The sequence below is a fragment of the Peribacillus sp. SRI_006 genome (assembly GCF_057586375.1).
On record NZ_JBYCZT010000006.1, the window covers coordinates 145926 to 170425 of the forward strand.

The 24500-nt window shown below is 42.9% G+C and carries 25 protein-coding genes and 2 riboswitches; of the genes, 3 read left to right on the top strand and 22 right to left on the bottom strand.

Translation table 11 applies throughout. The features are described 5' to 3' along the window. Window positions 1–31: 31 nt before the first annotated feature. The 16 genes from sufU to AC2YHV_RS10490 form a co-directional block, all read right to left on the bottom strand. Window positions 32–460: a Fe-S cluster assembly sulfur transfer protein SufU gene (sufU, locus tag AC2YHV_RS10415; protein ID WP_034310148.1), complete on the bottom strand. Its 429-nt coding sequence runs from the start codon at window positions 458–460 to the stop codon at window positions 32–34. Beyond that, on the bottom strand, window positions 450–1679 hold the full coding sequence (locus AC2YHV_RS10420; RefSeq protein ID WP_048688225.1) for a cysteine desulfurase: 1230 nt from the start codon (window positions 1677–1679) through the stop codon (window positions 450–452). Before AC2YHV_RS10420 ends, sufU begins: the two co-directional genes overlap by 11 nt. Beyond that, the gene (sufD, locus tag AC2YHV_RS10425; RefSeq protein WP_034310144.1) at window positions 1679–2980 is read right to left on the bottom strand and encodes a Fe-S cluster assembly protein SufD; all 1302 of its coding nucleotides are present in this window, start codon (window positions 2978–2980) and stop codon (window positions 1679–1681) included. Before sufD ends, AC2YHV_RS10420 begins: the two co-directional genes overlap by 1 nt. Before the next feature lie 15 nt (window positions 2981–2995). Continuing rightward, window positions 2996–3781 carry a Fe-S cluster assembly ATPase SufC gene (gene sufC, locus AC2YHV_RS10430; RefSeq protein ID WP_034310141.1) on the bottom strand — a complete coding sequence of 262 codons (786 nt, stop codon included), beginning with the start codon at window positions 3779–3781 and terminating at the stop codon, window positions 2996–2998. A 450-nt stretch (window positions 3782–4231) separates the two neighbouring features. Further along, a complete protein-coding gene (locus tag AC2YHV_RS10435) occupies window positions 4232–4384 on the bottom strand; it encodes a YuzK family famiily protein (RefSeq protein WP_474001829.1) in 153 nt (50 codons plus the stop codon). A gap of 784 nt (window positions 4385–5168) precedes the next feature. Continuing rightward, window positions 5169–6005, bottom strand: coding sequence for a MetQ/NlpA family ABC transporter substrate-binding protein (locus AC2YHV_RS10440; RefSeq protein ID WP_487373155.1), 837 nt, complete (start codon window positions 6003–6005; stop codon window positions 5169–5171). A 15-nt stretch (window positions 6006–6020) separates the two neighbouring features. Then, entirely contained in the window at window positions 6021–6689 is a 669-nt protein-coding gene (locus AC2YHV_RS10445; RefSeq protein WP_034310130.1) for a methionine ABC transporter permease, read from the bottom strand. After that, window positions 6682–7716, bottom strand: coding sequence for a methionine ABC transporter ATP-binding protein (locus AC2YHV_RS10450; protein WP_268936074.1), 1035 nt, complete (start codon window positions 7714–7716; stop codon window positions 6682–6684). The genes AC2YHV_RS10445 and AC2YHV_RS10450 overlap by 8 nt, the downstream gene beginning before the upstream one ends. A gap of 153 nt (window positions 7717–7869) precedes the next feature. Further along, window positions 7870–7982, bottom strand: a riboswitch (SAM riboswitch). Window positions 7983–8099: 117 nt separating this feature from the next. Continuing rightward, window positions 8100–9410: an O-acetylhomoserine aminocarboxypropyltransferase/cysteine synthase family protein gene (locus AC2YHV_RS10455; protein ID WP_170946934.1), complete on the bottom strand. Its 1311-nt coding sequence runs from the start codon at window positions 9408–9410 to the stop codon at window positions 8100–8102. Between the two features lie 99 nt (window positions 9411–9509). After that, window positions 9510–9617, bottom strand: a riboswitch (SAM riboswitch). A 145-nt stretch (window positions 9618–9762) separates the two neighbouring features. After that, window positions 9763–10071: a thioredoxin family protein gene (locus AC2YHV_RS10460; RefSeq protein WP_440439140.1), complete on the bottom strand. Its 309-nt coding sequence runs from the start codon at window positions 10069–10071 to the stop codon at window positions 9763–9765. Window positions 10072–10074: 3 nt separating this feature from the next. Then, window positions 10075–10440, bottom strand: coding sequence for a toprim domain-containing protein (locus AC2YHV_RS10465; RefSeq protein WP_057278065.1), 366 nt, complete (start codon window positions 10438–10440; stop codon window positions 10075–10077). 95 nt (window positions 10441–10535) lie between these two features. Beyond that, complete coding sequence (gcvH, locus tag AC2YHV_RS10470) at window positions 10536–10919, bottom strand: glycine cleavage system protein GcvH (RefSeq protein ID WP_034310122.1); 384 nt, start codon at window positions 10917–10919, stop codon at window positions 10536–10538. Window positions 10920–11014: 95 nt separating this feature from the next. Beyond that, a complete protein-coding gene (locus tag AC2YHV_RS10475) occupies window positions 11015–11371 on the bottom strand; it encodes an arsenate reductase family protein (RefSeq protein ID WP_034310119.1) in 357 nt (118 codons plus the stop codon). A gap of 141 nt (window positions 11372–11512) precedes the next feature. Then, window positions 11513–13300: an acyl-CoA dehydrogenase family protein gene (locus AC2YHV_RS10480; RefSeq protein WP_057278067.1), complete on the bottom strand. Its 1788-nt coding sequence runs from the start codon at window positions 13298–13300 to the stop codon at window positions 11513–11515. A 69-nt stretch (window positions 13301–13369) separates the two neighbouring features. Continuing rightward, window positions 13370–14548 (bottom strand): acetyl-CoA C-acetyltransferase, encoded by a 1179-nt coding sequence (locus AC2YHV_RS10485; RefSeq protein ID WP_487373156.1) that lies wholly within the window; start codon window positions 14546–14548, stop codon window positions 13370–13372. A 71-nt stretch (window positions 14549–14619) separates the two neighbouring features. Beyond that, window positions 14620–17004 carry a 3-hydroxyacyl-CoA dehydrogenase/enoyl-CoA hydratase family protein gene (locus tag AC2YHV_RS10490; protein ID WP_487373157.1) on the bottom strand — a complete coding sequence of 795 codons (2385 nt, stop codon included), beginning with the start codon at window positions 17002–17004 and terminating at the stop codon, window positions 14620–14622. A gap of 208 nt (window positions 17005–17212) precedes the next feature. Between AC2YHV_RS10490 and AC2YHV_RS10495 the strand changes: the two genes are divergently transcribed. After that, window positions 17213–17347 carry a YuzL family protein gene (locus AC2YHV_RS10495; protein ID WP_072273724.1) on the top strand — a complete coding sequence of 45 codons (135 nt, stop codon included), beginning with the start codon at window positions 17213–17215 and terminating at the stop codon, window positions 17345–17347. A 49-nt stretch (window positions 17348–17396) separates the two neighbouring features. Here the strand turns inward: AC2YHV_RS10495 and AC2YHV_RS10500 are convergent, their stop codons facing one another. Beyond that, window positions 17397–18314 (bottom strand): proline dehydrogenase family protein, encoded by a 918-nt coding sequence (locus AC2YHV_RS10500; RefSeq protein WP_098185544.1) that lies wholly within the window; start codon window positions 18312–18314, stop codon window positions 17397–17399. 148 nt (window positions 18315–18462) lie between these two features. Here AC2YHV_RS10500 and AC2YHV_RS10505 point away from each other — a divergent pair, with 148 nt between their 5' ends. After that, window positions 18463–18744, top strand: coding sequence for a hypothetical protein (locus AC2YHV_RS10505; RefSeq protein WP_098185543.1), 282 nt, complete (start codon window positions 18463–18465; stop codon window positions 18742–18744). 13 nt (window positions 18745–18757) lie between these two features. After that, window positions 18758–19093, top strand: a complete 336-nt coding sequence (locus AC2YHV_RS10510) for a spore coat protein (RefSeq protein WP_063574745.1) — start codon at window positions 18758–18760, stop codon at window positions 19091–19093. An 81-nt stretch (window positions 19094–19174) separates the two neighbouring features. Here AC2YHV_RS10510 and AC2YHV_RS10515 read toward each other — a convergent pair whose 3' ends face one another. The 5 genes from AC2YHV_RS10515 to AC2YHV_RS10535 form a co-directional block, all read right to left on the bottom strand. Beyond that, window positions 19175–20347 (bottom strand): FtsW/RodA/SpoVE family cell cycle protein, encoded by a 1173-nt coding sequence (locus tag AC2YHV_RS10515; protein ID WP_057278071.1) that lies wholly within the window; start codon window positions 20345–20347, stop codon window positions 19175–19177. Between the two features lie 146 nt (window positions 20348–20493). Next, window positions 20494–21375: a metal ABC transporter permease gene (locus AC2YHV_RS10520; RefSeq protein ID WP_487373158.1), complete on the bottom strand. Its 882-nt coding sequence runs from the start codon at window positions 21373–21375 to the stop codon at window positions 20494–20496. Continuing rightward, the gene (locus AC2YHV_RS10525) at window positions 21372–22295 is read right to left on the bottom strand and encodes a metal ABC transporter permease (RefSeq protein WP_487373159.1); all 924 of its coding nucleotides are present in this window, start codon (window positions 22293–22295) and stop codon (window positions 21372–21374) included. Before AC2YHV_RS10525 ends, AC2YHV_RS10520 begins: the two co-directional genes overlap by 4 nt. A gap of 10 nt (window positions 22296–22305) precedes the next feature. Next, window positions 22306–23061, bottom strand: coding sequence for a metal ABC transporter ATP-binding protein (locus AC2YHV_RS10530; protein ID WP_487373160.1), 756 nt, complete (start codon window positions 23059–23061; stop codon window positions 22306–22308). A gap of 12 nt (window positions 23062–23073) precedes the next feature. Further along, on the bottom strand, window positions 23074–23997 hold the full coding sequence (locus tag AC2YHV_RS10535; protein ID WP_487373161.1) for a metal ABC transporter solute-binding protein, Zn/Mn family: 924 nt from the start codon (window positions 23995–23997) through the stop codon (window positions 23074–23076). Window positions 23998–24500 lie beyond the last annotated feature (503 nt).

Here is a 24500-nt window from a genome sequence, read left to right on the forward strand (position 1 = left end):
GGCTGAATTACAACAGCTCATTTTAATTTAATTATTCCTTCAATCCCTTTTCCATGGCTTTCCAAGCTAGGGTAGCACACTTGATTCGGGCAGGGAATTTAGAAACACCCTGAAGGGCTTCAATATCCCCAAGGTCCATCTCATCGTCGTATTCTTTTCCCTGAATCATTAAGGAAAAAGTCTCGGACATCGCTAGGGCAGTATCAACGTCTTTGCCCTTAATGGCTTGCGTCATCATGGAAGCCGAACTCATCGATATCGAACAACCATCACCATCGAATTTAACATCGCTGACCTTGCCGTCTTCAATCTTCATCGTTAAACGAATCCGATCGCCGCAAGTTGGATTATTCATATCGATTGTCATGCTTCCATCTTCTAGCATGCCCTTATTACGAGGTTTCTTATAGTGATCCATAATGACTTGACGGTAAAGTGTATCAAGGTTATCAAAAGACATTACTGAAATACTCCTTCGTTTTAACAAGCCCGGACACAAGCTTATCAATATCTTCTTCCGTGTTATATAGATAGAAACTTGCTCTTGCTGTCGCTGATACGTCAAGCCATTTCATTAATGGCTGTGCGCAGTGGTGACCGGCACGGACAGCAATTCCATCTGCATCAAGAACGGTAGCGACATCATGTGGATGTACGTCATCAATATTAAAGGTTATTACACCAGCACGCTTTTCTGCATCTTTAGGACCGTAAATGGTCAGCCCTTCAACTGCTGACATTTTCTCCATTGCATAAGCGGCGAGCTTATGTTCATGCCGTTCAATATTATCCAAACCGATTTCCTCCAAGAAATCAATGGCAGCCCCCATGCCGATGGCGCCGGCGATGATTGGGGTACCGCCTTCGAATTTCCACGGGAGTTCTTTCCAAGTAGACTCATACAAACCTACAAAATCAATCATCTCTCCGCCGAATTCGATCGGTTCCATTTTTTCCAGAAGATCTTTCTTGCCATATAATGCGCCGATGCCTGTTGGACCGACCATTTTATGACCTGAGAAGGCAAAGAAATCACAATCCAAATCACGGACATCCACTTTTAGATGCGGCGTGCTTTGTGCCCCATCGACTACCATTACAGCATTGTGATCATGGGCAATTTGGGCGATTTCCTTCACAGGATTGATAACACCAAGCACATTCGAAACCTGCATGATGGACACGATTTTCGTTGCTTCCGTAATTGTAGCCCTCGCATCGTCAACGGAAATCGTGCCATCCTCCTGAAGCGGAATATACTTCAATACAGCGCCTTTTTCTTTGGCAAGCTGCTGCCACGGAATGATATTACTGTGATGCTCCATGTAAGAGATGACGATTTCGTCACCCTCTTTAATATTTGCACCACCGTAACTTCTTGCTACAGTATTTAAAGCAGTCGTTGTGCCTCTGGTAAAGATGATTTCTTCTGTAGAAGAAGCATTAATGAATTTACGTACCTTTTCACGAGCACCTTCATACGCATCCGTAGCTTTTGTTCCTAGTGTATGCACTCCGCGGTGAACATTCGAGTTATAGCCGCGGTAATATTGCTCAATCGCTTCAATCACTGCAGCCGGTTTTTGAGAGGTTGCAGCACTATCTAAATAAACTAATGGCTGACCATTGACTTCTTGATCTAATATTGGAAAAAGCTTACGAATTTCGTATGGGTTCATTACTGTACTTTCCTTTCAATGACCGCTACTAATTGTTTTTTGACTCCCTCAATTGGAAGCTCGTTAACAACAGGGGCCAAGAATCCGTGAATGACAAGTCTTTCTGCTTCTTTCTTTGTAATACCACGGCTCATTAAATAATACAGTTGAAGCGGGTCGACACGGCCGACTGAAGCAGCATGACCAGCCGTTACATCATCTTCATCGATCAAGAGGATCGGATTGGCGTCTCCGCGTGCTTTTTCACTTAACATCAATACACGTGACTCTTGTTCAGCATTGGCCTTTGTAGCACCATACTCTATTTTCCCAATGCCATTAAAAATGGAGGATGCGGATTCTTTCATGACACCGTGCTTAAGGATATAACCCTCAGAGCGTTTGCCATAATGAATGATGGCTGTCGTGAAGTTCTGCTTTTGTTCCCCGCGTCCGACTACAACGGTTTTTGTATCACCGTGAGAGCCATCGCCCATTAGATATGTTGTATTATCCGAAATCGTATTTCCGTCGTTCATCAGGCCAAGCGCCCACTCAATACGTGCGTCACGTCCTGCCACTCCACGGCGGTTAACATATGTCGTGAAGCCTTTTGACAGGGTATCGACCGCACCATATTGGACCTTGGCATTCGCATTTGCAAATACTTCAGTTACGATGTTGGCAACACCTTCGTTAGACTCAACGGTTGAGAAATAGTTCTCTACATATGTGACAGAGCTATTATCTTCAGCTACGATCAAGACATGGTTGAAAAGTGTAGTATCCGGATTATCCAGAAGGAATACCGATTGAATCGGCTCTTTGATTTCTACATTTTTCGGAACATAAAGGAATGCTCCCCCATTAACCAATGCAGCATGAAGCGCCGTTAAACGATGCTCATCTATTTTAACGCCGTCTTTCATGAAATATTTTTGCACGAGCTCAGCATGATCACGAGCCGCTGATAAAATATCCGTAAAAATGACGCCTTGTTCTTTCACATTAGCTGACAGATTGATATGTGCCGGCGTATTATTGCGTTGGATGTATAAGTTTTCATTTTCTTCAATGATGGACTTAATTTCTTCCGGAAGCTCCTCTAAAGAGGCAAAAGCTTCACTCTCAACCGTATGAGTTTGGAAAGAAGTGAAATTCCATTTATCGATTTTCGTTTTATCCGGCTTTGGCATCGGGAGCTTTTCTAATTCAGAAAACGCTTGAATCCGAAGCTCGGATAGCCAAGCTGGATCATTATTTTTAGTTGAATAGGAGCTTATATCCTCTTGTTCAAACGGTAATTTCGTTTCTGTAGTCATTGCAAATCCTCCTACTTACGCTTCTTCGCCAACAGTTTCGTCTTCAATGCCCAATTCTTGTTTAATCCAGTCATAACCTTCCGCTTCCAAGCGGGCAGCAAGTTCAGGACCGCCTGATTTTACGACACGCCCTTGCATCATTACATGTACAAAATCAGGAGTGATGTAATTTAGTAGACGTTGGTAGTGAGTGATGATCAAGCATCCAAAGTCTTCTCCGCGCATTTCGTTGATTCCTTTTGAAACGACTTTAAGTGCATCGATATCTAGACCTGAATCAATCTCATCCAAGATTGCAATTTTAGGTTGGATCATCATTAATTGAAGAATCTCGTTGCGTTTTTTCTCTCCGCCTGAGAAACCTTCATTTAAATAGCGTTGCGCCATATCTTCATCCATTTCAAGGAATTCCATTTTTTGGTCCATTTGACGGATGAATTTCATCAATGAAATTTCATCGCCTTCTTCACGGCGTGCGTTAATGGAAGAACGTAAGAAGTCTGCATTTGTAACGCCGCTGATTTCACTTGGATATTGCATAGCTAGGAATAGACCGACACGAGCGCGCTCGTCTACTTCCATCTCCAATACATCTTCACCATCGAATGTGATGCTTCCGCTAGTTACCTCATATTTAGGGTGACCCATGATTGCTGATGATAAAGTTGATTTACCAGTTCCATTTGGTCCCATGATCGCATGGATTTCCCCACCTTTAACTTCAAGGTTTACCCCTTTTAAAATCTCTTTGCCTTCAATTGATACGTGCAGATCTTTAACCGTTAATGTAGAAGCTGACATAATAATACCTCCGTGAACTAATTCCAATTTTATTACCAGAAAGTAAAGATTACTTTCATTACTATAATTTCCGTAAAAGCATTCTCACTTTATTCTCATTCCAATTTTATAACAAATCCAATTTGGAATCAACTAAATAGATAGGGGTTTCCACTTCGGCCATGTTAAAAACCTGTCCTATTCTTACAATACTAACAGATATGGCCTGTTTACTGCATATTCATACTTATTTTAGCTTTTGTTAAAATTATCTTATTATTCGGCAAATCTTCGTCCTTATTACTATATGTTCAAAGGATTCGATTGCAAGGTACGAACGTTCCGCTTAAAAAGAAAAAAATCGGACTGTCAGGTATTATGTAAGTTTATCCAATAAGGAAACCCTTATTTTATGGACCACTTTCCATTTTACCTCTACAGACCGATCTTTTAAAGAATTCTTTTATATGCTTAGCCGTGAATTTTGCGTTGTAGGTCCTGGACCATTTTGTTGCACTTTACATGTTCCCTATCCCGTTCTTTCTCAACCTCGATACGGAGGTCTAAGTCTCTACTGTACTCACTGTAGCCAATCCCATGTGAAGACTGCATCGCCTTTTCCATTTCGCTTGTTACATTTAAATCCAGAGTATTGATAGTGAACCATCCTTTCAAATTTGTGTATCATTTTTTCACCTTCATTATCTCTATACCCTTTCCTTTCCTGATTAAACATGAAAGGAATTAAAATTAAGCCGCAGACTATAGCGAGCTGGTTTGTCCGTTCAGCTTTTACATAATGCGTCGCTCATAATTTTTAGTTTGTATACAGTTTTTTAGATTTTTAGATTTTCAAAATTTGAACGTTACTTTCCACTTCAGGCACTCGCTTTCCGCGGGCGGTCCGGAAGCCTCCTCGGCGCTTTTGCGCCTGCGGTGTCTCCCCTTGACTCGCTTTTCCCGCAGGAGTCTCGTACACCCGCTCCAATCCACTATGACTACACAATCAGATAGAATCACTTTCACCTACTTTCTATATTCCGTTCAATGCCGGTTAGGATTTCCGTGATAATGTGCTTCACTTCTCTAAGTTCGGCAGCTTTAATCATTTGTTCAATCAGAGGCTCTTAATCGAGTATTTCCGGGTGTTACTATCGTCCCAACACAAATCCGTTACTGTCTGCTGAAGCATACATGAATAAAACCTGAAGCTGTTGACGCAGATTCCGCAACCATGGCTATGAGTAATATGAGCGTTTTGGTTGTTATCCCTGCCCATCGGAAAACTCAATAACAAATATAGAGGCCTATTATGATTCAAATCCAATAAAAAAAAGGTTTCGGAATGAGACCATTCCGAAACCTTTTTAAACTGCGACCTGAATTAAATCAGGTCGCCATTCTCGAATTATTTATCCGCCGGTACAACTGCACCTTTGTATTCTTTAAGAATGAAATCTTGAATTTTTTTAGAATGCAATACTTCTACAAGCGCTTTGATTGCTTCTTTATTTTCGTCACCTTTGTTTACGGCAATGACATTCACATAAGGTGATTCGGAATCTTCAATCGCAATCGAATCTTTAAGCGGATTCAAACCGGCGTCAATTGCATAGTTGGAGTTGATCAAGACTGCATCGCCTTCGCCGCTCTCATAAATTTTAGGAAGCAGGGCCGCTTCATAATCGGCATCGAATTTAAGGTTTTTCTTATTTTCAACGATGTCTTTCGTTGTAGCCGTCGTTTTATCGATGCCTTCTTTCAAAGTGATCAGGCCATTCTTTTCCAAAAGGGATAAAGCGCGTCCATGATCAGCAACAGAGCTGCTCATAATAATTGTTGCGCCTTCCGGAAGTTTATCAATGCTTTTATATTTTTGTGAATATAGAGCAATCGGCTCGATATGGATTCCGCCAGCATTGACGAAGTCATATCCATTTTCTTTAATTTGCCCCTCTAAATATGGAATGTGTTGAAAGTAGTTAGCATCCAATTCCTTATCATTCAACGCCTTATTCGGTAAAACATAGTCCTGGAACGTTTCAATTTCCAAATCGATTCCTTTTTCTTTAAGAAGCGGTTTAGCTTTCTCAAGGATTTCTGCATGAGGAACATTGGATGCCCCTACAACTATTTTCTTCGATTCTTTATCCGTATCGCTGCCGCTTTTATCCTTTTCACTTCCACAAGCAGCCAAAGCGATAGATAACACTAAGATTAATGCAAATCCTAAAAACTTTTTCATCCTATTCATCTCCCTTTATCTTTTGTCCAATTTAGATGTAATCACATCTCCAATAATTTGAATTATGAAGACGATAATTAGAATAACGATTGTCGCTACAAGCGTAACGTCATTTTGATTTCTTTGATAGCCGTCCAAATAGGCTAGGTTACCAAGCCCGCCAGCGCCGATGACCCCGGCCATTGCGGTATATCCAACCAATGCAATCGATGTTACCGTAATCCCGGAAATAAGGGCAGGCATCGACTCTGGAAGAAGGACCTTCCAAATGATCGTGCTCGTTTTTGCCCCCATCGATTTAGCGGCTTCAATTACACCTTTATCGATTTCACGAAGGCCGATTTCAACCATACGCGCATAAAATGGGGCAGCACCGATAATAAGTGCCGGCAGTGCAGCGTTCTCACCGATCATGGAACCGACAAGCGCTTTAGTGAAAGGAATGAGCAGCACGATCAAAATAAGAAATGGAATGGAACGGAATATATTGACGACAGCACTCATGACTCCGTTAACAGCCCGGTTTTGCCACATATTACCCTTCCCTGTCAGGAAAAGGATCAATCCTAGTATTATGCCTATAAAAAAGGTTGCCACTACAGAGACGCTTGTCATGTAAAGCGTTTCTTTCGTAGCTTCAATGATGTCTTCCCAATCAACATTCGGCAATAATTCTTCAAGCATGAGTAATCACCTCCACGCCTACCTGCTGTGCTTTAATGAATTCGATTGCGCGGAGCATTTCATCCTCTTTGCCATCTAGATGGATAAACAATGTTCCATATGAACCGCTTCTTGTTTGGGATATCTTACCTTGAACGATATTGACATCCAACTCGAAGTTACGTACAAGCTTGGTGATCAATGGGCTTTCTGCATGATCACCTACAAAGGTCAATTGAATCACTTTGCCTGCTGGATAGCGTTCGAGCAAATGGTCCATCGTTTCTTTCGTTTCTTCCGGTTCCGTTACCTGTTGCACGAAACGCTTCGTCATTTGTTCTTTAGGATTCTTGAAGACATCCAGGACAGGACCCTGTTCAACAACCTGCCCGCTTTCCATCACGGCGACGCGATGGCAGATTTTACGTATTACATGCATTTCATGCGTAATCAAGACGATCGTCAATCCCAAACGCTGATTGATGTCAACAAGCAATTCGAGTATGGAGTCGGTAGTCTGCGGATCCAAAGCAGAAGTCGCTTCATCACACAGCAGCACTTTAGGGTCATTTGCCAGAGCCCTGGCTATTCCCACCCTTTGCTTTTGCCCTCCGCTTAATTGCGAAGGATAGGCCTTTTCCCTGCCTTCAAGTCCGACTAACTTGATCAATTCGTTCACACGCTTGGTGCGTTCAGGTTTAGAAATACCTGCAATTTCCAACGGGAAAGATATATTCTCCTGAACGGTCCTTGACCATAATAGATTGAAATGCTGGAAAATCATGCTGATTTCTTGACGGGCCTTACGGAGCTGAGCCCCTTTAATTTTTGAAATTTCCTTTTCAGCCACCACAACGGATCCCTCTGTCGGTGTTTCCAATCCATTGAGCATTCTGATCAAAGTACTTTTCCCCGCTCCACTGTAACCGATGATCCCGAAAATCTCGCCTTTATTTATTTCAACATTCACATTATTTACAGCCTTGATCGTCTCACTGTTTCCTTTTCCTGTTCGGAACAGCTTACTGACTTTCGTCAATGTAATCATTAACCCTCACCTCTTTTATCCAATAAAACCTATGAACTTAGTTGATTTCTCTACATTATTAGTCTGTTTCTCCTATCATGTAAAAGTTTTCCCAATTAAAATAGAAAAAACCTTTCTGCATGAGCAGAAAGGCAGGTGAAGAAACAGGCCTTCCTCTCATCTTCCAAAGTGATTAAACTTTGTGTGAATTGGCACCTTTCCAAGGAAATCTCCTTGTCGGTTGCCGGGTTTCATCGGGCACATCCCTCCACCTCTCTTGATAAGAGCTAATATATAGAATATTTGTACATCATTAAGTTCTTTAGTATGGAGAAATTTTATCATAGATAAAAAAGGAGCGCAATGTATATTATTTCTAGTACAAGAATGAACAGGAACTTTGCTTAAAGCGTTTTGGAAGTCAAGGAGACGATGTTCGTCGCCTTTTCAATTGCCTGCTCCAAATCTTCTATTAAGTCGTCTACATTTTCAATCCCAATCGATAAACGGACTTGATCGGCACTTACACCCGCTTTCGCAAGACCCGCCTCATTCAATTGTTGATGGGTCGTACTTGCTGGGTGGATGATCAAGCTCTTCGCATCCCCTACATTCGCCACATGGGACCATAATTCCACCGAATTGATAAGTTTTGCCCCAGCTTCGCGATTACCTTGAATCCCAAATGTGACGACAGATCCAGCTCCCTTTGGCAAATATTTATCCGCAAGGGCTTTATCGGGATGATCCTCATCACCAGGATGTGAAACCCAGGTCACGGCAGGATGGTTTTTTAAATATTGGATGACAGACTTGGTGTTTGATAGATGCTCTTTCATCCTTACATGCAGCGTTTCAAGTCCAAGCGTGAACTGGAATGCACTTTGGGCACTTAGCGCAGGGCCCAAATCACGTAGTAACTGGACCCGGGCTTTCGTTATGAATGCGGCAGGGCCAACTGCCTCGGCGTATACCAGACCGTCGTAACTTGGGTCAGGCTCCGTGAAGCCAGGATAGTTCGGCGAGTTCCAATCGAATTTACCTCCATCCACGATGACACCGCCTAGCGTCGTTCCATTTCCAAGAAGCCATTTTGTAGCGGAATGGATGACAATATCCGCTCCAAAATCAATGGGTCTGCAAAGATACGGTGTCGCGAAGGTATTATCAATGATTAAAGGTATGCCGGCTTCGTGGGCGATTTCCGCTACCGCTTCAATATCGAGCACCCTCAAACTTGGATTTCCGATCGTTTCAGCAAAAATGGCTTTAGTTCTTGGTGTAATCGCCCTTTTGAAATTCTCAGGGTCATCGGGAGAAACGAACTTCACTTTGATCCCATATTTAGGAAGAGTGTTTTCGAAAAGGTTATACGTACCGCCATATAATGTAGAGGCTGAAACAATCTCATCCCCTGCAGCAGCAATATTCAGGATTGAAAGTGAGATGGCAGCCATTCCGCTTGCCGTTGCCAATCCGCCGATACCGCCTTCCAATAAGGCCATTCTTTCCTCAAAAACGCTGACCGTGGGATTATGAAGCCGTGAATATATATAGCCATTCTCCTTCAGGCCAAATAAATTTGCTGCATGGTCGGTGTCCTTGAACAAGTATGCATTGCTTTGGTAGATAGGAACGGCACGGACACCTGTTTCATCAGCTTGCAGACCGCCATGAACACTCAATGTTTCAAAACGCAACTTTTTCTCTGACATTTAATTTCACCTTTTTCTATGGATTTAGTTGGATTTATATGAAATCTGGCTTTTTATAAACAAAAAAACCACTTCAATAAGAAGAGGTTTCAAGAACACACCTCATCTACCAGAGCCAACACTCTGCTGGAATTAGCACCGTATATAAAAATTTATACCGGTTGCCGGGCTTCGTCGGGCCAGTCCCTCCGCCACTCTTGATAAGAACTATTAAATTCTGCCATTACTTAATTCAAAATATAGCATTTTAGATTAAATCAGTCAATGAATTGTTAGAATATTCTTTGTTTATTTCCTGCCCTCATTCAAATGTCAGCAACAAAGAAAACCAACCGCGGTTCTGATTGGTTTCCTAACTGATTTCCTTAAGCAATCCGTACAAATAAGGAACGGATTGAAAGGCATATATTTTTTTGTGCAGCTGCCCTTCTTTGAAAAGCAATAAGCAAGGAACACTTTCGATTTCATATGATTCGGCAATTGCTTGGATATAGTTCATATTCATTTTGCCTGCCTTCAATTCGGGGAAAAGCTCCAAGGATATCGTCAGCATCTTGGAGGCCACCTGACAGGTTCCGCATAAAGGTGTATATAAATATAAGCAAAAGGTTTCACCTTTTTCAACAGCAAGCTTACACTCTTCTTCTTTCCATTCTTGCATCAATTAGTCGTTCACCCTTTGACTTAAAAATTTCATTTTCACATTCATATTGGCAGATAGGAGCACAGTTGCGATATGATGTTCGGGTGAGCTCTCCACTTCTTTGTACATTTTATTAATATACAGGTGGTTCGCTTCCGGCATTTCCCTTCGGAACTGCTTCCGCAGCTTTTCTCCTGATTCATCTGCGTCAAAAAGGAGATAAACATCACGGTCCATCAATTCATCCACTAATTCATCCAGCTTAGTTAATGATATGGTCCCATTCGTACATCTTATTTCCACATCTTCATTTAAAACGGAGGCAACTTTTCTTTTATCGGAACTGCCTTCTACAATGATCACTTTATCGAATTCGCCCCACTCCATGTCATCACTCCATCTCACGAATTATGTGCGCAACTCACCCACTGTACAAATGAAAAAGAGAGCAGGCCTTTTCAGTCCCCCCTCTCCTTTCTTTTTTAACCGTTGATTAAACTCTCATACTCTTCAGCGCTCATCAAGTTTTCAATATCACTGCTATTAGATGGTTCAAGCACGACCATCCATGCCTTTTCATAAGGGGACTCATTTACATATTCAGGGTTGTCACTTAAATCTTCGTTCACTTCAACAACCTTGCCACTGATAGGTGCATAAAGCTCAGAAACGGTCTTAACGGATTCAACGCTTCCAAATGGTTCGTTCGCTTTCAATTCATCGCCGATTTCCGGAAGCTCAACGAATACGATGTCCCCTAGCTCGGACTGTGCGAATGCCGTAATTCCAATGCGCACTGTTCCATCTTCCGTTTTGACCCATTCATGTTCTTTAGTGTAACGAAGTTCTTTTGGTGTTGTTGTCATAATTAACCCTCCATATGTACATCTTATTTTATCTATTCCATTATAAGGTAGATTGTTTGTTTAAGTAAGGAATTAACCAAATATTTTGTGAAATTTCAGTTCCAAACCTGTTCGAATTGCTCTTCTTTGAATCCTACCGTCACTTTGGTGCCATCCGTAACAATCGGCCTTTTCAGAAGCATTCCATCTGTGGACAATATATCAAGCATCTCTGCTTCAGAAGCTTCTTTCAGCTTATCCTTTAAGCCCAGCTCCCGATATTTTTGACCGCTAGTATTGAAAAACTTCTTCAACTCCAAATTGCTGTTTTTATATAGTTGTTCTATTTCAGTTCGCGAAGGGGGATTATCCGCTATATGGATCGCTTCATATTGCAGTTCATGATTATCCAGCCACTTCTTCGCATTACGGCATGTACCGCATTTTGGGTACCAATATAATGTTAAGCCCATCATTTCACCACCTATCAATAGAATACCCGTTTTTACCACGCAATACAACGAAATGTCTTTTGAATTTCCAATGCGATTTCATCAAAGGAAATAAAGGGAATGCCTTTACGGGCATTCCCTTTACGGATTCTGACTCATTGCTTAAAGAGCATATTTTTCCGTTTCGATTACTTTGACGGATGCTTCGCGTTTTTTCGCAATGACATTGATCGGAGTGTGTCTTGTCAGTTTACGGAGCGATGAAAGCATGATGCGAAGAGTATCGCCTGTTTCCACTGCAATTAACGTTTCCTTTGCATGCTGTTCTATTTCATTGAAAGCTTCCTGAACGAAGATTTCAGTGTAAAGCACTTTTTGTTTGTTCTTCTCAAGACCTGTAGCTGCAATTGCTTTTTCCGTACGCAATACCACGGATTCAGCTGCATAGGCAAGGGATGCGATATCAGCAATGTTGGAGAGGATTTCTTGTTCTTGATCAAGATTTTTGCCATATTTCTGTGCCGCAAGCCCAGCTGCCAGAATACCGATTTTCTTAGCGTTCCTAACAAGCATTTTTTCTTGTGCCAGTGGCTCATCGCCAGGTTCTTCCGGCATCATCATCATTAATTCCTCTTGCAGGCCCTGAGCTTTTTGAAGTAGCGGCAATTCTCCTTTAAGTGCTTTCTTCAGGAATGTTCCCGGGACAAGCAATCTATTGATTTCATTTGTACCTTCAAAGATTCGGTTAATACGGGAATCGCGATATGCTTTTTCAATTTCATACTCCTGCATGAAACCATAACCGCCATGAAGCTGTACGCCTTCGTCCGTAACGTAATCCAATACTTCGGAAGCAAAGAATTTATTCAATGAACATTCGATGGCATACTCAGCGATTGCAGCCGCCATTGATTTCCCATCTTTCACTTGCTCATCCGTCAATTTGCTTTGTCTTTGATCATAAAGGCCAACCGTACGATATACAGAACTTTCTGCTGCATAAATTTTAGCTGCCATTGTTGCAAGTTTTTCTTTCGTCAAGTTAAAATCGGAAATTTTCGTTTTGAACTGTTGACGTTGATTCGTATAAGCAGCTGTAATCTCAAGGGCACGTTTAGATCCGCCGACAGCACCGACGCCTAATTTATAGCGCCCGATATTCAGGATATTGAAAGCGATGATATGACCTTTTCCGGCTACACCCAAAAGGTTTTCGACTGGTACATGAACATCTTCGAGGATTAAAGTACGTGTGGATGAGCTTTTGATCCCCATTTTCTTTTCTTCAGCCCCAGTTGATACGCCTTTATAATCACGCTCAACAATGAAAGCGGAGAATTGTTCGCCGTCGATTTTGGCGTATACACAGAAGACATCTGCAAAACCTGCATTTGTAATCCATTGTTTTTCACCATTTAAAATATAGTGTGTTCCTTCTGCATTCAATTTCGCTGTCGTTTTTGCTCCCAAGGCATCTGAACCTGAGCTTGGTTCCGTTAAGGCATACGCAGCAATCTTCTCACCCGTTGCTAGTAAAGGAAGGTATTTTTTCTTTTGGTCTTCATTCCCGAATAATACGATTGGCAAAGAGCCGATACCTACATGTGCACCATGCGTAATTCCGAAACCGCCTGCAAGTGCCATTTTTTCCGTAATCAATGCCGAACTGATTTTATCGAGACCCAATCCGCTGTATTCCTCAGGAACATCAGCACCAAGTAAACCGATTTCACCTGCATGCTTCAGTAATTTAACGGAACGGTCAAACTCATGGTTTTCTAAATGTTCAACCTGCGGCAGAATTTCATTCACTACGAATTCCTCGGAAGTTTTGGCAATCATTTTATGCTCATCAGAATAATCTTCCGGTGTAAACACTTGATCATACGTAATATCTTCTATTAAGAAGGCCCCGCCTTTAATGAGGTTATCTGTAGTTTGATTGGACATGTTATTTCCTCCTATGTGTTTAAGATAGTAAACCCGCCGGAAGCATGACAGCTTCCGGAAGGGGTCGGATTACGCCATTAATTCAAACACTCCGGCAGCACCCATCCCGCCGCCGATACACATTGTCACGACTCCGAACTGTTGGTTTCTGCGCTTCATTTCATGAAGCAGGCTTAATGTCAATTTTGCTCCCGAACATCCTAGCGGATGGCCTAGGGCGATGGCTCCGCCATTTACATTGACAATCTCTTCATTCAATCCGAGCTCACGAATGATTTGAATGGATTGGGAAGCAAAGGCTTCATTCAATTCAAATAAACCAATATCCGATAATTCAAGACCCGCTAGCTTCAAAGCTTTAGGTATGGCTGCAATCGGTCCGATGCCCATAATTTCAGGCGGTACTCCTGCTACAGCAAAGGAACGGAATTTCCCCATCGGTTTCATCCCCAAGGAAGAAGCCTTTTCCCCGTCCATGACCATGACCGCGGCTGCACCATCACTCGTCTGTGATGAATTCCCTGCTGTTACGGATCCCGTAACGGAGAATGCAGGTCTTAATTTTTTCAGCACTTCAGCAGTCGTTCCTGGACGAACGCCCTCATCCTGTGTAAAAGTAAATGATTTTTCCTTTAACTTAAGATCTGGCCCCACTGAACGAAGGGTAACGTCAACCGGTACGATTTCATCGGAAAACTTTCCTTCTGCAATGGCCTTAGCCGCCTTCTGATGACTTCTAACAGAAAATGCATCTTGATCGTCACGGGAAATGCCGTATTTTTTGGCAACGGCTTCAGCAGTGTGCCCCATACCCATATAATATTCCGGTGCCGTTTCCGCTAGTCTCGCGTTCGGACGTGTTACATGGCCCATCATTGGCAAAAGGCTCATGGATTCCGCTCCGCCTGCAATGACTGTATCACTTTGGCCGAGCATGATCCTTTCCGCTCCATATGCGATACTTTGCAGCCCGCTTGAACAGTAACGATTAATCGTTATGGCCGGTACTGTATAAGGCAATCCCGCCAATGCTCCAATGTTACGCGCCATGTTCAAGCCTTGTTCCGCTTCAGGCATTGCGCAACCGATAATCAGGTCATCTATCGTTCCTTCATAATTCCCTGCACGCTTTAACGTTTCCTTTATGACAAGAGCCCCTAAATCATCAGGGCGTACACTAGCAAGAGAACCTTTTTTCGCTCTTCCTACCGGAGTCCTTGCTCCAGCTACTATTACCGCTTCTTTCATGAGGATCCCCCTTACTCATTTTTAAGCTATCGATCTATTGATCTCGTTTTGGCCATATCTTCATCTATTCATCAATTACGGAGTGGTTTACCTTTAACGAGCATGTGCTGCATCCTTGCCTGGGATTTCGGAGTCGAAATCAGTTTTAGGAATGCCTGTTTTTCCAGGTTCAAGATATACTGTTCATCTACTTCCGTGCCAAATGGGAGTTTCCCCCCTGCCAGGACGTATGCCAGCTCTTTGGCTATGACAAGATCATGTTCAGATAAGAATCCTGAAAGGCGCATGGATTCCGCCCCTAATAGCAGTGCGGCATATCCAGTTTCACCTACGACAGGGATCTTTGTGCGGGCTGGAGCGGTGTAGCCTTGTTCATGCATGGAAAGTACCGCCTGTTTCGCATCATATAGTTGATGATCTGCATTCACGCTTATTCCATCAGCTGAATCAAGGAAATTATTCCCTCTCGCTTCCTCGGCGGAGGTCGAAACTTTTGCCATGGCGACCGTTTCAAATACTTGGTTGGCCACTTTCTGTAAGTCAAAGTCAACGCCCTTCGGCATATTCCTCAACGTCTTCACATAAAGTTCTTTAGTCCCGCCGCCGCCTGGGATCAAGCCGACACCAGGTTCCACTAGTCCCATATACGTTTCAGTCGTTGCCTGGATGCGCGCTGCCGGAAGGGACACTTCAGCACCCCCGCCAAGTGTCATATTAAACGGGGCAACCACTACAGGAACTGCACTGTACTTAATTTTAAGCATCGCCTGTTGGAATTGGCTGATGACCATATCGAGTTCAAAAATATTGTCATCCTGCGCTTCCATCAGCATCATTGCAATATTAGCGCCGACACAGAAATTCTTTCCTTGGTTTCCGATGACCAGGCCTTTAAAATTCGTTTCCGCTTCGTCAACCGCGGCATTGATCATTTGTATGATATCCAGACCGATTGCATTATTCGGCGAAGTGAATTCAAGCAGAGCCACTCCATCGCCGATATCGATCAAGCTTGCGCCACTGTTTTTCTTGATTACGCCTTTTTGCTTCTTGATCGCTTTAAGATTGATCACTTTAGGATTTTCGACAAGCTCTTTATATTCACCATTATCATAATAGTGAACTATGCCATTTTCTTCTTTATAGAATGACTTGATGCCTTTAGCAAGCATATCCTTCACCCATTGCGGGACTGTAATGCCTTCCGCTTCCATTCGGGCTTGCGATTTTTCTACACCTATCGCATCCCAGGTTTCAAATGGGCCTGTGGACCATCCAAATCCCCATTTCATCGCTTGATCGATCGCCACGATGTCATCCGCGATATCCCCAAGCAGCTGGGCAGAATACACAAGCGCCGGATTCAGGACATTCCATAGCAATTGGCCGGCACGGTCTTCACTATAAACAAGCGCTTTCATTTTATTATCCAAGCCCTTGGCCTGTTTAGCCATTTCGATGGAAGGCGTTTTTAATCTTTTTCGTGCAGCATATTCAAGGGTTTCGGGATTCAGTTCAAGGATTTCCTTGCCTTTTTTCAAGAAGAATCCTTGTCCTGACTTGCTTCCAAGCCACCCATTCTTAAGCATTTCATTCATGAAATCAGGTATCTTGAAAACTTCTTTTTCTTCTCCGTCCACCTGGTCATAAACGTTTCTGGCAACATGTGCAAAGGTATCCAATCCAACGACATCAAGTGTCCGGAAAGTGGCGCTAGTTGCCCTTCCAATCAACGGACCTGTAACCGAATCGACCTCACCGACACTGTATCCGCCTTTTTGCATTTCCCGCAAAGTGACCAATAAACCATAAGTTCCAATGCGGTTTGCGATGAAGTTGGGGGTATCCTTGGCTTCGACAACACCTTTTCCAAGAACATCTTCGCCAAATCGTTTCATATATTCGAGCACTTCTGGAGAAGTTGCCTTAGTAGGGATGATTTCCAACAATTTAAGATAACGCGGCGGATTGAAGAAGTGAGTTCCCAGGAAGTGCTTTTGAAAGTCCTCCGAACGTCCTTCTGCCATCGCTTCGATTGAAATTCCGGATGTATTCGATGAAACGATGCTTCCTGGTTTACGATGCTGATCAACCTGGGCGAATACGCTTTGCTTAACCTCAAGCTTCTCAACGACCACTTCGATGATCCAATCGACATCCTTTAAACGACTTATATCATCTTCCAGGTTTCCAGCCTCGATCAACGCGATGTTTCCCTTAGCCGAAAGCGGAGCTGGTTTCTGTTTTAAAAGTTTCGTAATCGCCGTTTGGCTGATGCGGTTACGCACTTGTTTATTATCTAATGTCAGTCCCTTTTTCTTTTCATCCTCAGTGAGTTCACGAGGTACAATATCCAATAATAAAGTCGGAATGCCGATGTTAGCAAGGTGTGCAGCAATCCCTGATCCCATAACTCCTGACCCTAGAACAGCAGCCTTTCGTATTTGTCGAACCAAGTTTATATCCCCCTTACACAATTTATTGAATGAATGCTCATTCATTTTTAATTCAAAAAAATTTTGAATATTTTTTCTTATTACTAATATAGAATATATTTGGAAATTCCGCAATGATTAAACAGGAAAAAATATATTTTTTTCTCCGCATTCTTTCGGTTATTTCTCCTCCGTTCAGTAAAAAATAACCGGGCAGGAGGTGACTTATATAATGAAGCGTAAAGATAATCCTTCTAAAGCAGCCGTGAGCGCAGCAAGTGTTAAAGGCAATGCCGGCCCTGGCGCTGAACGTCAACATGGAATCAATAAAGTGAACAGCCAGAACAATCAGTTCAAAAGATAATCCTTCTTGATTTGAGCAGCCGTCCCTTTTCCGGGGCGGCTCTCGCTTCCTATTTCTTGAATAGGCCTTTTAAAACGAAAGCAATATTGGCTGGCCTCTCCGCAAGGCGGCGCATGAAATATCCATACCAATCCGTACCATAAGGAACATACACCCTTACCTTATATCCTTCTTTAGCAAGTTCAAGCTGCTTTTCAGTGCGGATGCCATATAACATTTGAAATTCAAATGAATCCCGGGGTATTCCCTGATCTTTGACTAGGTCCCTCGTATAATCAATGATACTATCATCATGTGTGGCAACGGCTGTGTAATTCCCATTTTGCATATGCTTCTTGATGATTTTCTTGAAATTCTCATCCACATCTTTTTTTTCAGGAAAAGCCACGTCCCTTGGTTCTTTATAAGCCCCTTTAACAAGCCTTAAATTCGGATGGTATTCATCCAGCTCTTCAATATCCCTCTCCGTACGATACAGATAAGCTTGAATGACAGTCCCCAATTCATTATATTCAGACTTAAGGGTTTTGAATACATCCAAAGTCGGCTGACAGCGCGGAAAATCTTCCATATCAAGCGTCACGAAAACTCGATGGGCTCTAGCTTCATCCAAGATTCTCCGCATGTTATTCATTACGACTTGTTCGGACACATCCAAGCCCATCGAGGTCAGCTTCAGGGATAACTGTGAATCCAGTTCATTTGTGCCAATCATCCGGATGGCTTCGATGCACTCTTCTGCCATCTTCCCTGCTTCTTGTTCATCTTCAATGAATTCACCCAAATAATCAATGGTGACAGCAAGCCCCTTCCGGTTAAGTTCAGCAATCACATCACATGCCATATCCAAGGATTCTCCTGCCACGAAGCGAGATGCACCAAACCGCAGCCCGTATTTTTTCGCTGCCTGTGTCATAGCTTTATTCTTTGATAAAAAAAGGAATAGATTTTTCAAAATCCTTTCCATCTGCATTCCCCTCCAAATCATTTTGGAAAATAGATGCACAAGATTATTTTACCATTTAATTCATTTTTCAGATATTTAGAATCAAGAATAAAAAATTTCATGAAGGGAAAATTAAGCCCGATTAAAGAACACATAAGGAGGTAGAATGATGGAACAGCAAAATTCGTTTAATAGCCAACAACAGCAGTCGACCGGCTTTATGAAACAGCCGCCGGAGATGGTTTCGGTGAAAGATAGCTTATACTTAACCGATATGCTTGCATGGAATCTGAATGCGGTTAAAAAAGCACATTTTTTTGCCACACAATGTAAGGACCCGCAAATCATTGATGCGTTAAATCGGTGCGGACTCATGCATCAACGCCATTACGATACCATTTTGAAACATTTGAACCCGGACCAAAATCAGAGTCAACAACAATATCAATAAAGGAGGGTTCTTGATGCCCAATGAAAATAAAGTCCAAAACCCTGAATCTCCCGTGGCAAAAACACCGCAAATGAATGACAGGGATTTTATAAATGATATGCTCACAACTGAAAAGTACTTTTGTAACTCCCTTTCCGTTGCCCTGCATGAAATGAGCAATCAAGCATTATTCCAAGACATTTTCTCCATTTCCAAAGAAAATCAGGAGATGCAGCGTGAACTCTATAACCTTATGTTCGAAAAAGGCTGGTATAGTTTAGAAAAGGCGCAAGCTTCCAGCTTAAGCCAATCGCATCAACAATTTTCCGGTTATAAAAATCAATTTCCATCTGGAACGAACATTCAATAAACAAACATTCAGGGGGGGGATTCTGCTCCTTTTGTTTTTTTGCTAATAATAAAGCCGGCCCATCGGGGGCCGGCTTTATTATTAGATATCCGTGGAAAACATATACTTCTTATAGTGATACCGAATGCTGAATATTAAGCCCATCGCCATCATGTTCCCCATGAGCGAGCTTCCTCCATAACTGACAAATGGAAGCGGAATCCCGGTAATCGGCAAAAGGCCTACAGTCATGCCGATATTTTGAAAAACATGGAACGTCAACATGCTTATAACGCCAACACAGATATATGTATAGAAGTTATTTTTCGTGTCCATTCCCGTTTTTGTTATGTGGTAAATCAATAGGAAGAACAAGGAAATGATGATGCTTGATCCGATGAAGCCGAATTCTTCACCGATGATGCTGAAAATGAAATCCGAATGACTCTCGGGCAAATACACTTCCCTTGAACCGATTCCCTTGCCCGTTGTCTGACCGGAGCCTATGGCCAGTAAGGATCTTGTTAGGTGATACCCTTCGGAGCTGGCATAATTATATGGATCCAGCCAAGAATAGATACGGCCGAATTGATAAGATTTTACCCCAAGGTATTTTTCCAGGATCTCCGGCTTCCAAAGTACAAAATACAGGACCGTTGAAGCGACGACAATTCCTCCGGAAACGATCGGCAGCAGGATCTTCCATGTTACCCCTGATATGAAAATCATTCCGAGCATGATTGACAGGATGACAAGCGAGGTGCCCAAATCAGGCTGTTGCATGATTAACAGTAAAGGGGCACTGGTCACAAGACCGATTTTAATAAGCAGCCAGATATCCGTTTGAATCGTTTTCAACGTGTTGTTGAGATGATGGTTCGAGATGACATTCGCTAAAGCCAGGATCAGGAAAACCTTCATGAATTCCGATGGCTGAATTGAACCGATTCCCGGAATGACGAACCAGCTTCTTGCACCATTTATATTAGGTACGATGCTACTCGGCATAATGATCAGCAATAATAGCAAAAACAATCCGAATCCATAGGCATACCAAGAGATTTTCTTCAACTGGTCCGAATCCAGTGTGATGAACCCTAATACGATTCCAATCCCCACTATATACCAAAAAATTTGTTTAATTAAGAAGTTTTCAGCGTACTGTCCAGTCGTTTGGGCACTATAGATTGCCAGGCAACTTCCAACGCATAATAACAGCAATATTGTGACCAAAGAAAAATCTATTCGAGATGAAAATTTATTTTGTTCTTCCATACTTAACTCTCCCTTAAAAAGGCTCCTGCGATACATCTATAAATACACTTATTCATTATACTTTAAACAAATAAAATCACAACTATATAGAAGAATAGTTTACAGGCTTCATGGAGTTATTTCCATGAAGCCTGCAGGCATGGGAGCTATGCGTGTGATTCCTTTGATTTTCTCCGTTTCAGCAATAGGCTGACCAATCCATTGCCTGGGGAGAAGAGAAAGGCCAATCCGAATAATATGGCGGCCGACCCCACCATGCAACCTGATATCGAGGCATCCAAAATGGTGGCTGAATAGTAGCCGATGACGGAACTTAGCACCCCGACCCCGATACTGACCAATATCATGCGGCTTAAACGGTCTGACAGCAGATAGGCCGTTGCCGCAGGTATGATGAGCATTCCAACTACTAAAATGGAACCTACACTATCAAAAGAAGCAACAGTTGTCAGTGAAATGAGGCTCATCAATAAGTAATGAAAGAACAGTACAGGAATTCCCATCGCGGCAGCAAGTGCAGGATCAAATGAAACGAGTTTAAACTGTTTGAAGAAAAGGAAAATCAGTATGAGGTTCAGGATAAAACAACTGCCGACTATCCAAACAGCTTTTGGTCCAGCATCGATTCCCCCGATTGTCATCGTGTTCCACGGAGTATAGGCTATTTCCCCATAAAGGACATGTTCCAGGTCAAAATCTATTTGTTGCGTGTACAAGCTCACAAGTACAATCCCCGTTGCAAAAAGGGAAGTGAATACAATCCCGATAGCAGCGTCGGATTGAACGCCCGACGATTGGAAAAGCTGGATCAAGAACACGGTAAGCAAGCCGAGCGCAGCAGCCCCGATCAGCATTGGAACCGAATCACGGGTCCCGGTTATTAAAAATGCCAATACGATTCCCGGCAAAACGGAATGACTGATTGCATCACCGATCAACGTCATTTTCCTGACTATCAAAAAACACCCTAATACACTGCAAGAACCCGCCACTAATGCTCCGACTAAGATAATCCAAAAATCATTCATGATGAGTGGCTCCCTTTCCTTCTATCCTGTTCGAGAGAATATTTCTTTTTTGTCGAAACCCTTCTCCATATAGATGAAAGCACTCCGCGTTTAGGTGCAAAAAGCATGGAAAAGAAAAACCATACCGTCGCGGATAAGACAATTAACGGTCCTGTCGGCAAATCATTGACAGATGTACTGATCAACGTTCCAGACACACCGCTCAACATTCCGAATATACCAGACAGGATGACCATGATATGCAGGCGCTCCGTCCAATATCTTGCGGATACCGCAGGTGTTATCAGTAAAGATGCCATCAATACGACGCCTACAGCCTGGATACCGATCACTACAGCCGACACGATCAGCATCATGATGAAATAATCCAGAAAAACCACCGGCAATCCCAGCCCCTTAGCAAACCCGGGATCAAAGGACAGTAATTTGAATTCTTTAAAAAATACGGTACAAGTGAAAATGAGAATGAAGGAAACCGTCATCATCATATATACATCGGACATGACCATTGACGCCGTCTGTCCGAATAAAAAGGTATCCAATCCACTCTGGTTTCCATACTCGCTCTGCTGGATTTGCGTAAGCATCACAATTCCGAAACCAAAGAAAGAAGATAAGACGATTCCCAAGGCCGCATCCTGCTTGATCTTACTGTATCTCGTAAGCACACTGATCAAGAAGACAGCGACTAAGCCAGCCAGGGCGGCACCTATCAAAAAGTAAGAAGTGGATTTCACTCCAGTTAACATGAAGGCGACACAGATACCGGGTAATGCTGCATGTGCGAGCGTGTCACCAAGCAAAGACTGCTTTCTGAGGTAGGCAAAGCTGCCGATGACCCCGCTGCTTAATCCAAGGAACATCGTGCCAAGCAATATCCACCTTGTATTTGGATCGGTGATAATGTCCATTATATTCATCGTGTACACCTCATTTTAATAAAAGGCCGGACTTTGTGTCTGATAGTATCGCTAGGCGGCCTCCATATGTTGCCTGTAGGTATTCGGGAATGAACACTTCTTCTGTCGGACCTATTTTCATCACCTTCTTATTCAATAACATCGTCCAGTCGAAATATTCCTTCACGGTGGATAGGTCATGGTGCACAACCAGAACGGTTTTGCCTTTTTCCTTCAATTCCATCAGCAATTGTATGATCGCTTTCTCTGTTGCGGCATCCACCCCTACGAACGGTTCATCCATAAAATAAATATCCGCTTCCTGTGCCAGTGCCCGGGCCAGGAATATCCGTTGCTGCTGTCCGCCTGATAGCTGGCTGATCTGGCGGTTTGCGTATTCAGCCATCCCCACCTTCTCCAGGCACTCCATCCCCTTATGCCTTTCGGACTTCCCTGGTCGCCTCACCCATCCGAGATGACCATATCTGCCCATCATCACGACATCAAGTGCGTTGGTCGGAAAATCCCAATCCACTGACTCCCGCTGTGGTACATAGCCGATGCTCTTCCTCATCGATTTATAAGTAGAGCCCTTGATCGTGATGTGCCCCGATATTTTCGGGATCAATTCGAGTATCCCCTTTATCAAAGTGGACTTCCCTGCTCCATTGGGGCCTATGATTCCGATTAAATTCCCCTCCGGCACCTCAAATGAGACATCTTCGACAACCGGCTTCTTATGATAAGCAATCGTTAAATTCTCGACCTTCAAAGCTGTTAGATTCATAGTTTCTCCCCCTTATTTCAAAGCACGGACGATGGTGTCCGTGTTATGACGGACCATTCCGATATACGTTCCTTCTTCCGTCCCTTTTTCACCCATGGCATCCGAGAACAATTCACCGCCGATTTTCACCTTGTGCCCCTGCTTACCTGCTCCTTGAATGACAGCCTCGATGGCCTTCCTTGGTACGCTTGACTCAATGAAAATCGCTTTAATTTTGTTCTCCACAAGATAATTCCGCATATCCGTCACATCTTTTGATCCATATTCCGATAAAGTATTGATCCCTTGGAGCCCTCTTACGTCCAGGCCGTATGACTGACCGTAGTACCCAAAAGCATCATGTGCCGTAACGAGTACCCGTTGGTCTTCTGGCACTTTATTGATTTCCTCATGGACATATTTATCAAGTTCCTCCAATTGCAGAACGTACTCCTCATAATTTTCACGATACTCCGCTTCATGGTCCGGGTCCTTGGCAATCAATTCTTTCTTAACTGCCTCCGCCGCAACGATCCAAAGTTTTACATCAAACCATACGTGGGGATCATGCTCCTTTGCACCCACTTTGCGAAGTTGGTTCTCCTTGAAGTCCTCCGTTACGGCAATCGTCGGTTTATCCTTGCTCATCATTTCAAATATATCCGTCATTTTACCTTCAAGATGCACACCGTTATAAAAAATCATATCCGCCGAATCCAGTGTCTTAACATCACCCTGCGTCGCTTTATATAGATGGGGGTCGACTCCCGGACCCATTAAACTGGTGACCTCGACATGTTTACCGCCGATATTCTCAACCAAATCCCCAATCATTCCCGTTGTTGTAACGACATCCAGCTTGCCATTGCCATTATCGCTTTCGGCCGTATCATTGCCGCACCCCGTTAAAACCAGCAATGCAGCAAGCACGCTCCCAATAGATTTCAGAAAACCCATCCATATTCCCTCCCTTTTGTATCTCTCTAAAATAGTTTGCCATGTGCAAAATTAAGTGTAAATTTTTTTACATTGTCGTAAATGCTAAAAAGTTTCCCGAACACAACTTATTTTATACTATACACAAATATACAAAAAAAGTGCAACTATTTTTAAACATTTCAAAAAGGCGAATGACTTTTACACACAGCAAAAACTGTCAGGAAGCTCCACTAGGCAGCTTCTGACAGTCAGTCATTCCGTATGATGAAATTATATTTATATTGTGGAGTTTTACTGGTGAACATAACTAGGGGGAGCTATTTCTGGACGACGTGAAATTCACGAATAAACGCGATTTCCACGCGTAAAACCGCGGACTTCTTGACGGGCATTGCCACTCATTTCTCCTGTTTCAAGGAAATGGCCAAGTACGCAAATCCCAATTCGATTCCGCAAAGCAAAAACAGGGTGATTAAAGTTTGGAACATCATGTTTTCCTCCTCCTCTAAGACTTAGACCAA

Excerpts from the sequence above, each read along its gene's own strand:
- sufU (WP_034310148.1), bottom strand. The coding sequence starts at position 460 with ATGTCTTTTGATAACCTTGATACACTTTACCGTCAAGTCATTATGGAT.
- AC2YHV_RS10420 (WP_048688225.1), bottom strand. The coding sequence starts at position 1,679 with ATGAACCCATACGAAATTCGTAAGCTTTTTCCAATATTAGATCAAGAA.
- sufD (WP_034310144.1), bottom strand. The coding sequence starts at position 2,980 with ATGACTACAGAAACGAAATTACCGTTTGAACAAGAGGATATAAGCTCC.
- sufC (WP_034310141.1), bottom strand. The coding sequence starts at position 3,781 with ATGTCAGCTTCTACATTAACGGTTAAAGATCTGCACGTATCAATTGAA.
- AC2YHV_RS10435 (WP_474001829.1), bottom strand. The coding sequence starts at position 4,384 with ATGGAAAAGGCGATGCAGTCTTCACATGGGATTGGCTACAGTGAGTAC.
- AC2YHV_RS10440 (WP_487373155.1), bottom strand. The coding sequence starts at position 6,005 with ATGAAAAAGTTTTTAGGATTTGCATTAATCTTAGTGTTATCTATCGCT.
- AC2YHV_RS10445 (WP_034310130.1), bottom strand. The coding sequence starts at position 6,689 with ATGCTTGAAGAATTATTGCCGAATGTTGATTGGGAAGACATCATTGAA.
- AC2YHV_RS10450 (WP_268936074.1), bottom strand. The coding sequence starts at position 7,716 with ATGATTACATTGACGAAAGTCAGTAAGCTGTTCCGAACAGGAAAAGGA.
- AC2YHV_RS10455 (WP_170946934.1), bottom strand. The coding sequence starts at position 9,410 with ATGTCAGAGAAAAAGTTGCGTTTTGAAACATTGAGTGTTCATGGCGGT.
- AC2YHV_RS10460 (WP_440439140.1), bottom strand. The coding sequence starts at position 10,071 with ATGCAAGAATGGAAAGAAGAAGAGTGTAAGCTTGCTGTTGAAAAAGGT.
- AC2YHV_RS10465 (WP_057278065.1), bottom strand. The coding sequence starts at position 10,440 with ATGGAGTGGGGCGAATTCGATAAAGTGATCATTGTAGAAGGCAGTTCC.
- gcvH (WP_034310122.1), bottom strand. The coding sequence starts at position 10,919 with ATGACAACAACACCAAAAGAACTTCGTTACACTAAAGAACATGAATGG.
- AC2YHV_RS10475 (WP_034310119.1), bottom strand. The coding sequence starts at position 11,371 with ATGGGCTTAACATTATATTGGTACCCAAAATGCGGTACATGCCGTAAT.
- AC2YHV_RS10480 (WP_057278067.1), bottom strand. The coding sequence starts at position 13,300 with ATGTCCAATCAAACTACAGATAACCTCATTAAAGGCGGGGCCTTCTTA.
- AC2YHV_RS10485 (WP_487373156.1), bottom strand. The coding sequence starts at position 14,548 with ATGAAAGAAGCGGTAATAGTAGCTGGAGCAAGGACTCCGGTAGGAAGA.
- AC2YHV_RS10500 (WP_098185544.1), bottom strand. The coding sequence starts at position 18,314 with ATGGAAAGGATTTTGAAAAATCTATTCCTTTTTTTATCAAAGAATAAA.
- AC2YHV_RS10505 (WP_098185543.1), top strand. The coding sequence starts at position 18,463 with ATGGAACAGCAAAATTCGTTTAATAGCCAACAACAGCAGTCGACCGGC.
- AC2YHV_RS10510 (WP_063574745.1), top strand. The coding sequence starts at position 18,758 with ATGCCCAATGAAAATAAAGTCCAAAACCCTGAATCTCCCGTGGCAAAA.
- AC2YHV_RS10515 (WP_057278071.1), bottom strand. The coding sequence starts at position 20,347 with ATGGAAGAACAAAATAAATTTTCATCTCGAATAGATTTTTCTTTGGTC.
- AC2YHV_RS10520 (WP_487373158.1), bottom strand. The coding sequence starts at position 21,375 with ATGAATGATTTTTGGATTATCTTAGTCGGAGCATTAGTGGCGGGTTCT.
- AC2YHV_RS10525 (WP_487373159.1), bottom strand. The coding sequence starts at position 22,295 with ATGAATATAATGGACATTATCACCGATCCAAATACAAGGTGGATATTG.
- AC2YHV_RS10530 (WP_487373160.1), bottom strand. The coding sequence starts at position 23,061 with ATGAATCTAACAGCTTTGAAGGTCGAGAATTTAACGATTGCTTATCAT.
- AC2YHV_RS10535 (WP_487373161.1), bottom strand. The coding sequence starts at position 23,997 with ATGGGTTTTCTGAAATCTATTGGGAGCGTGCTTGCTGCATTGCTGGTT.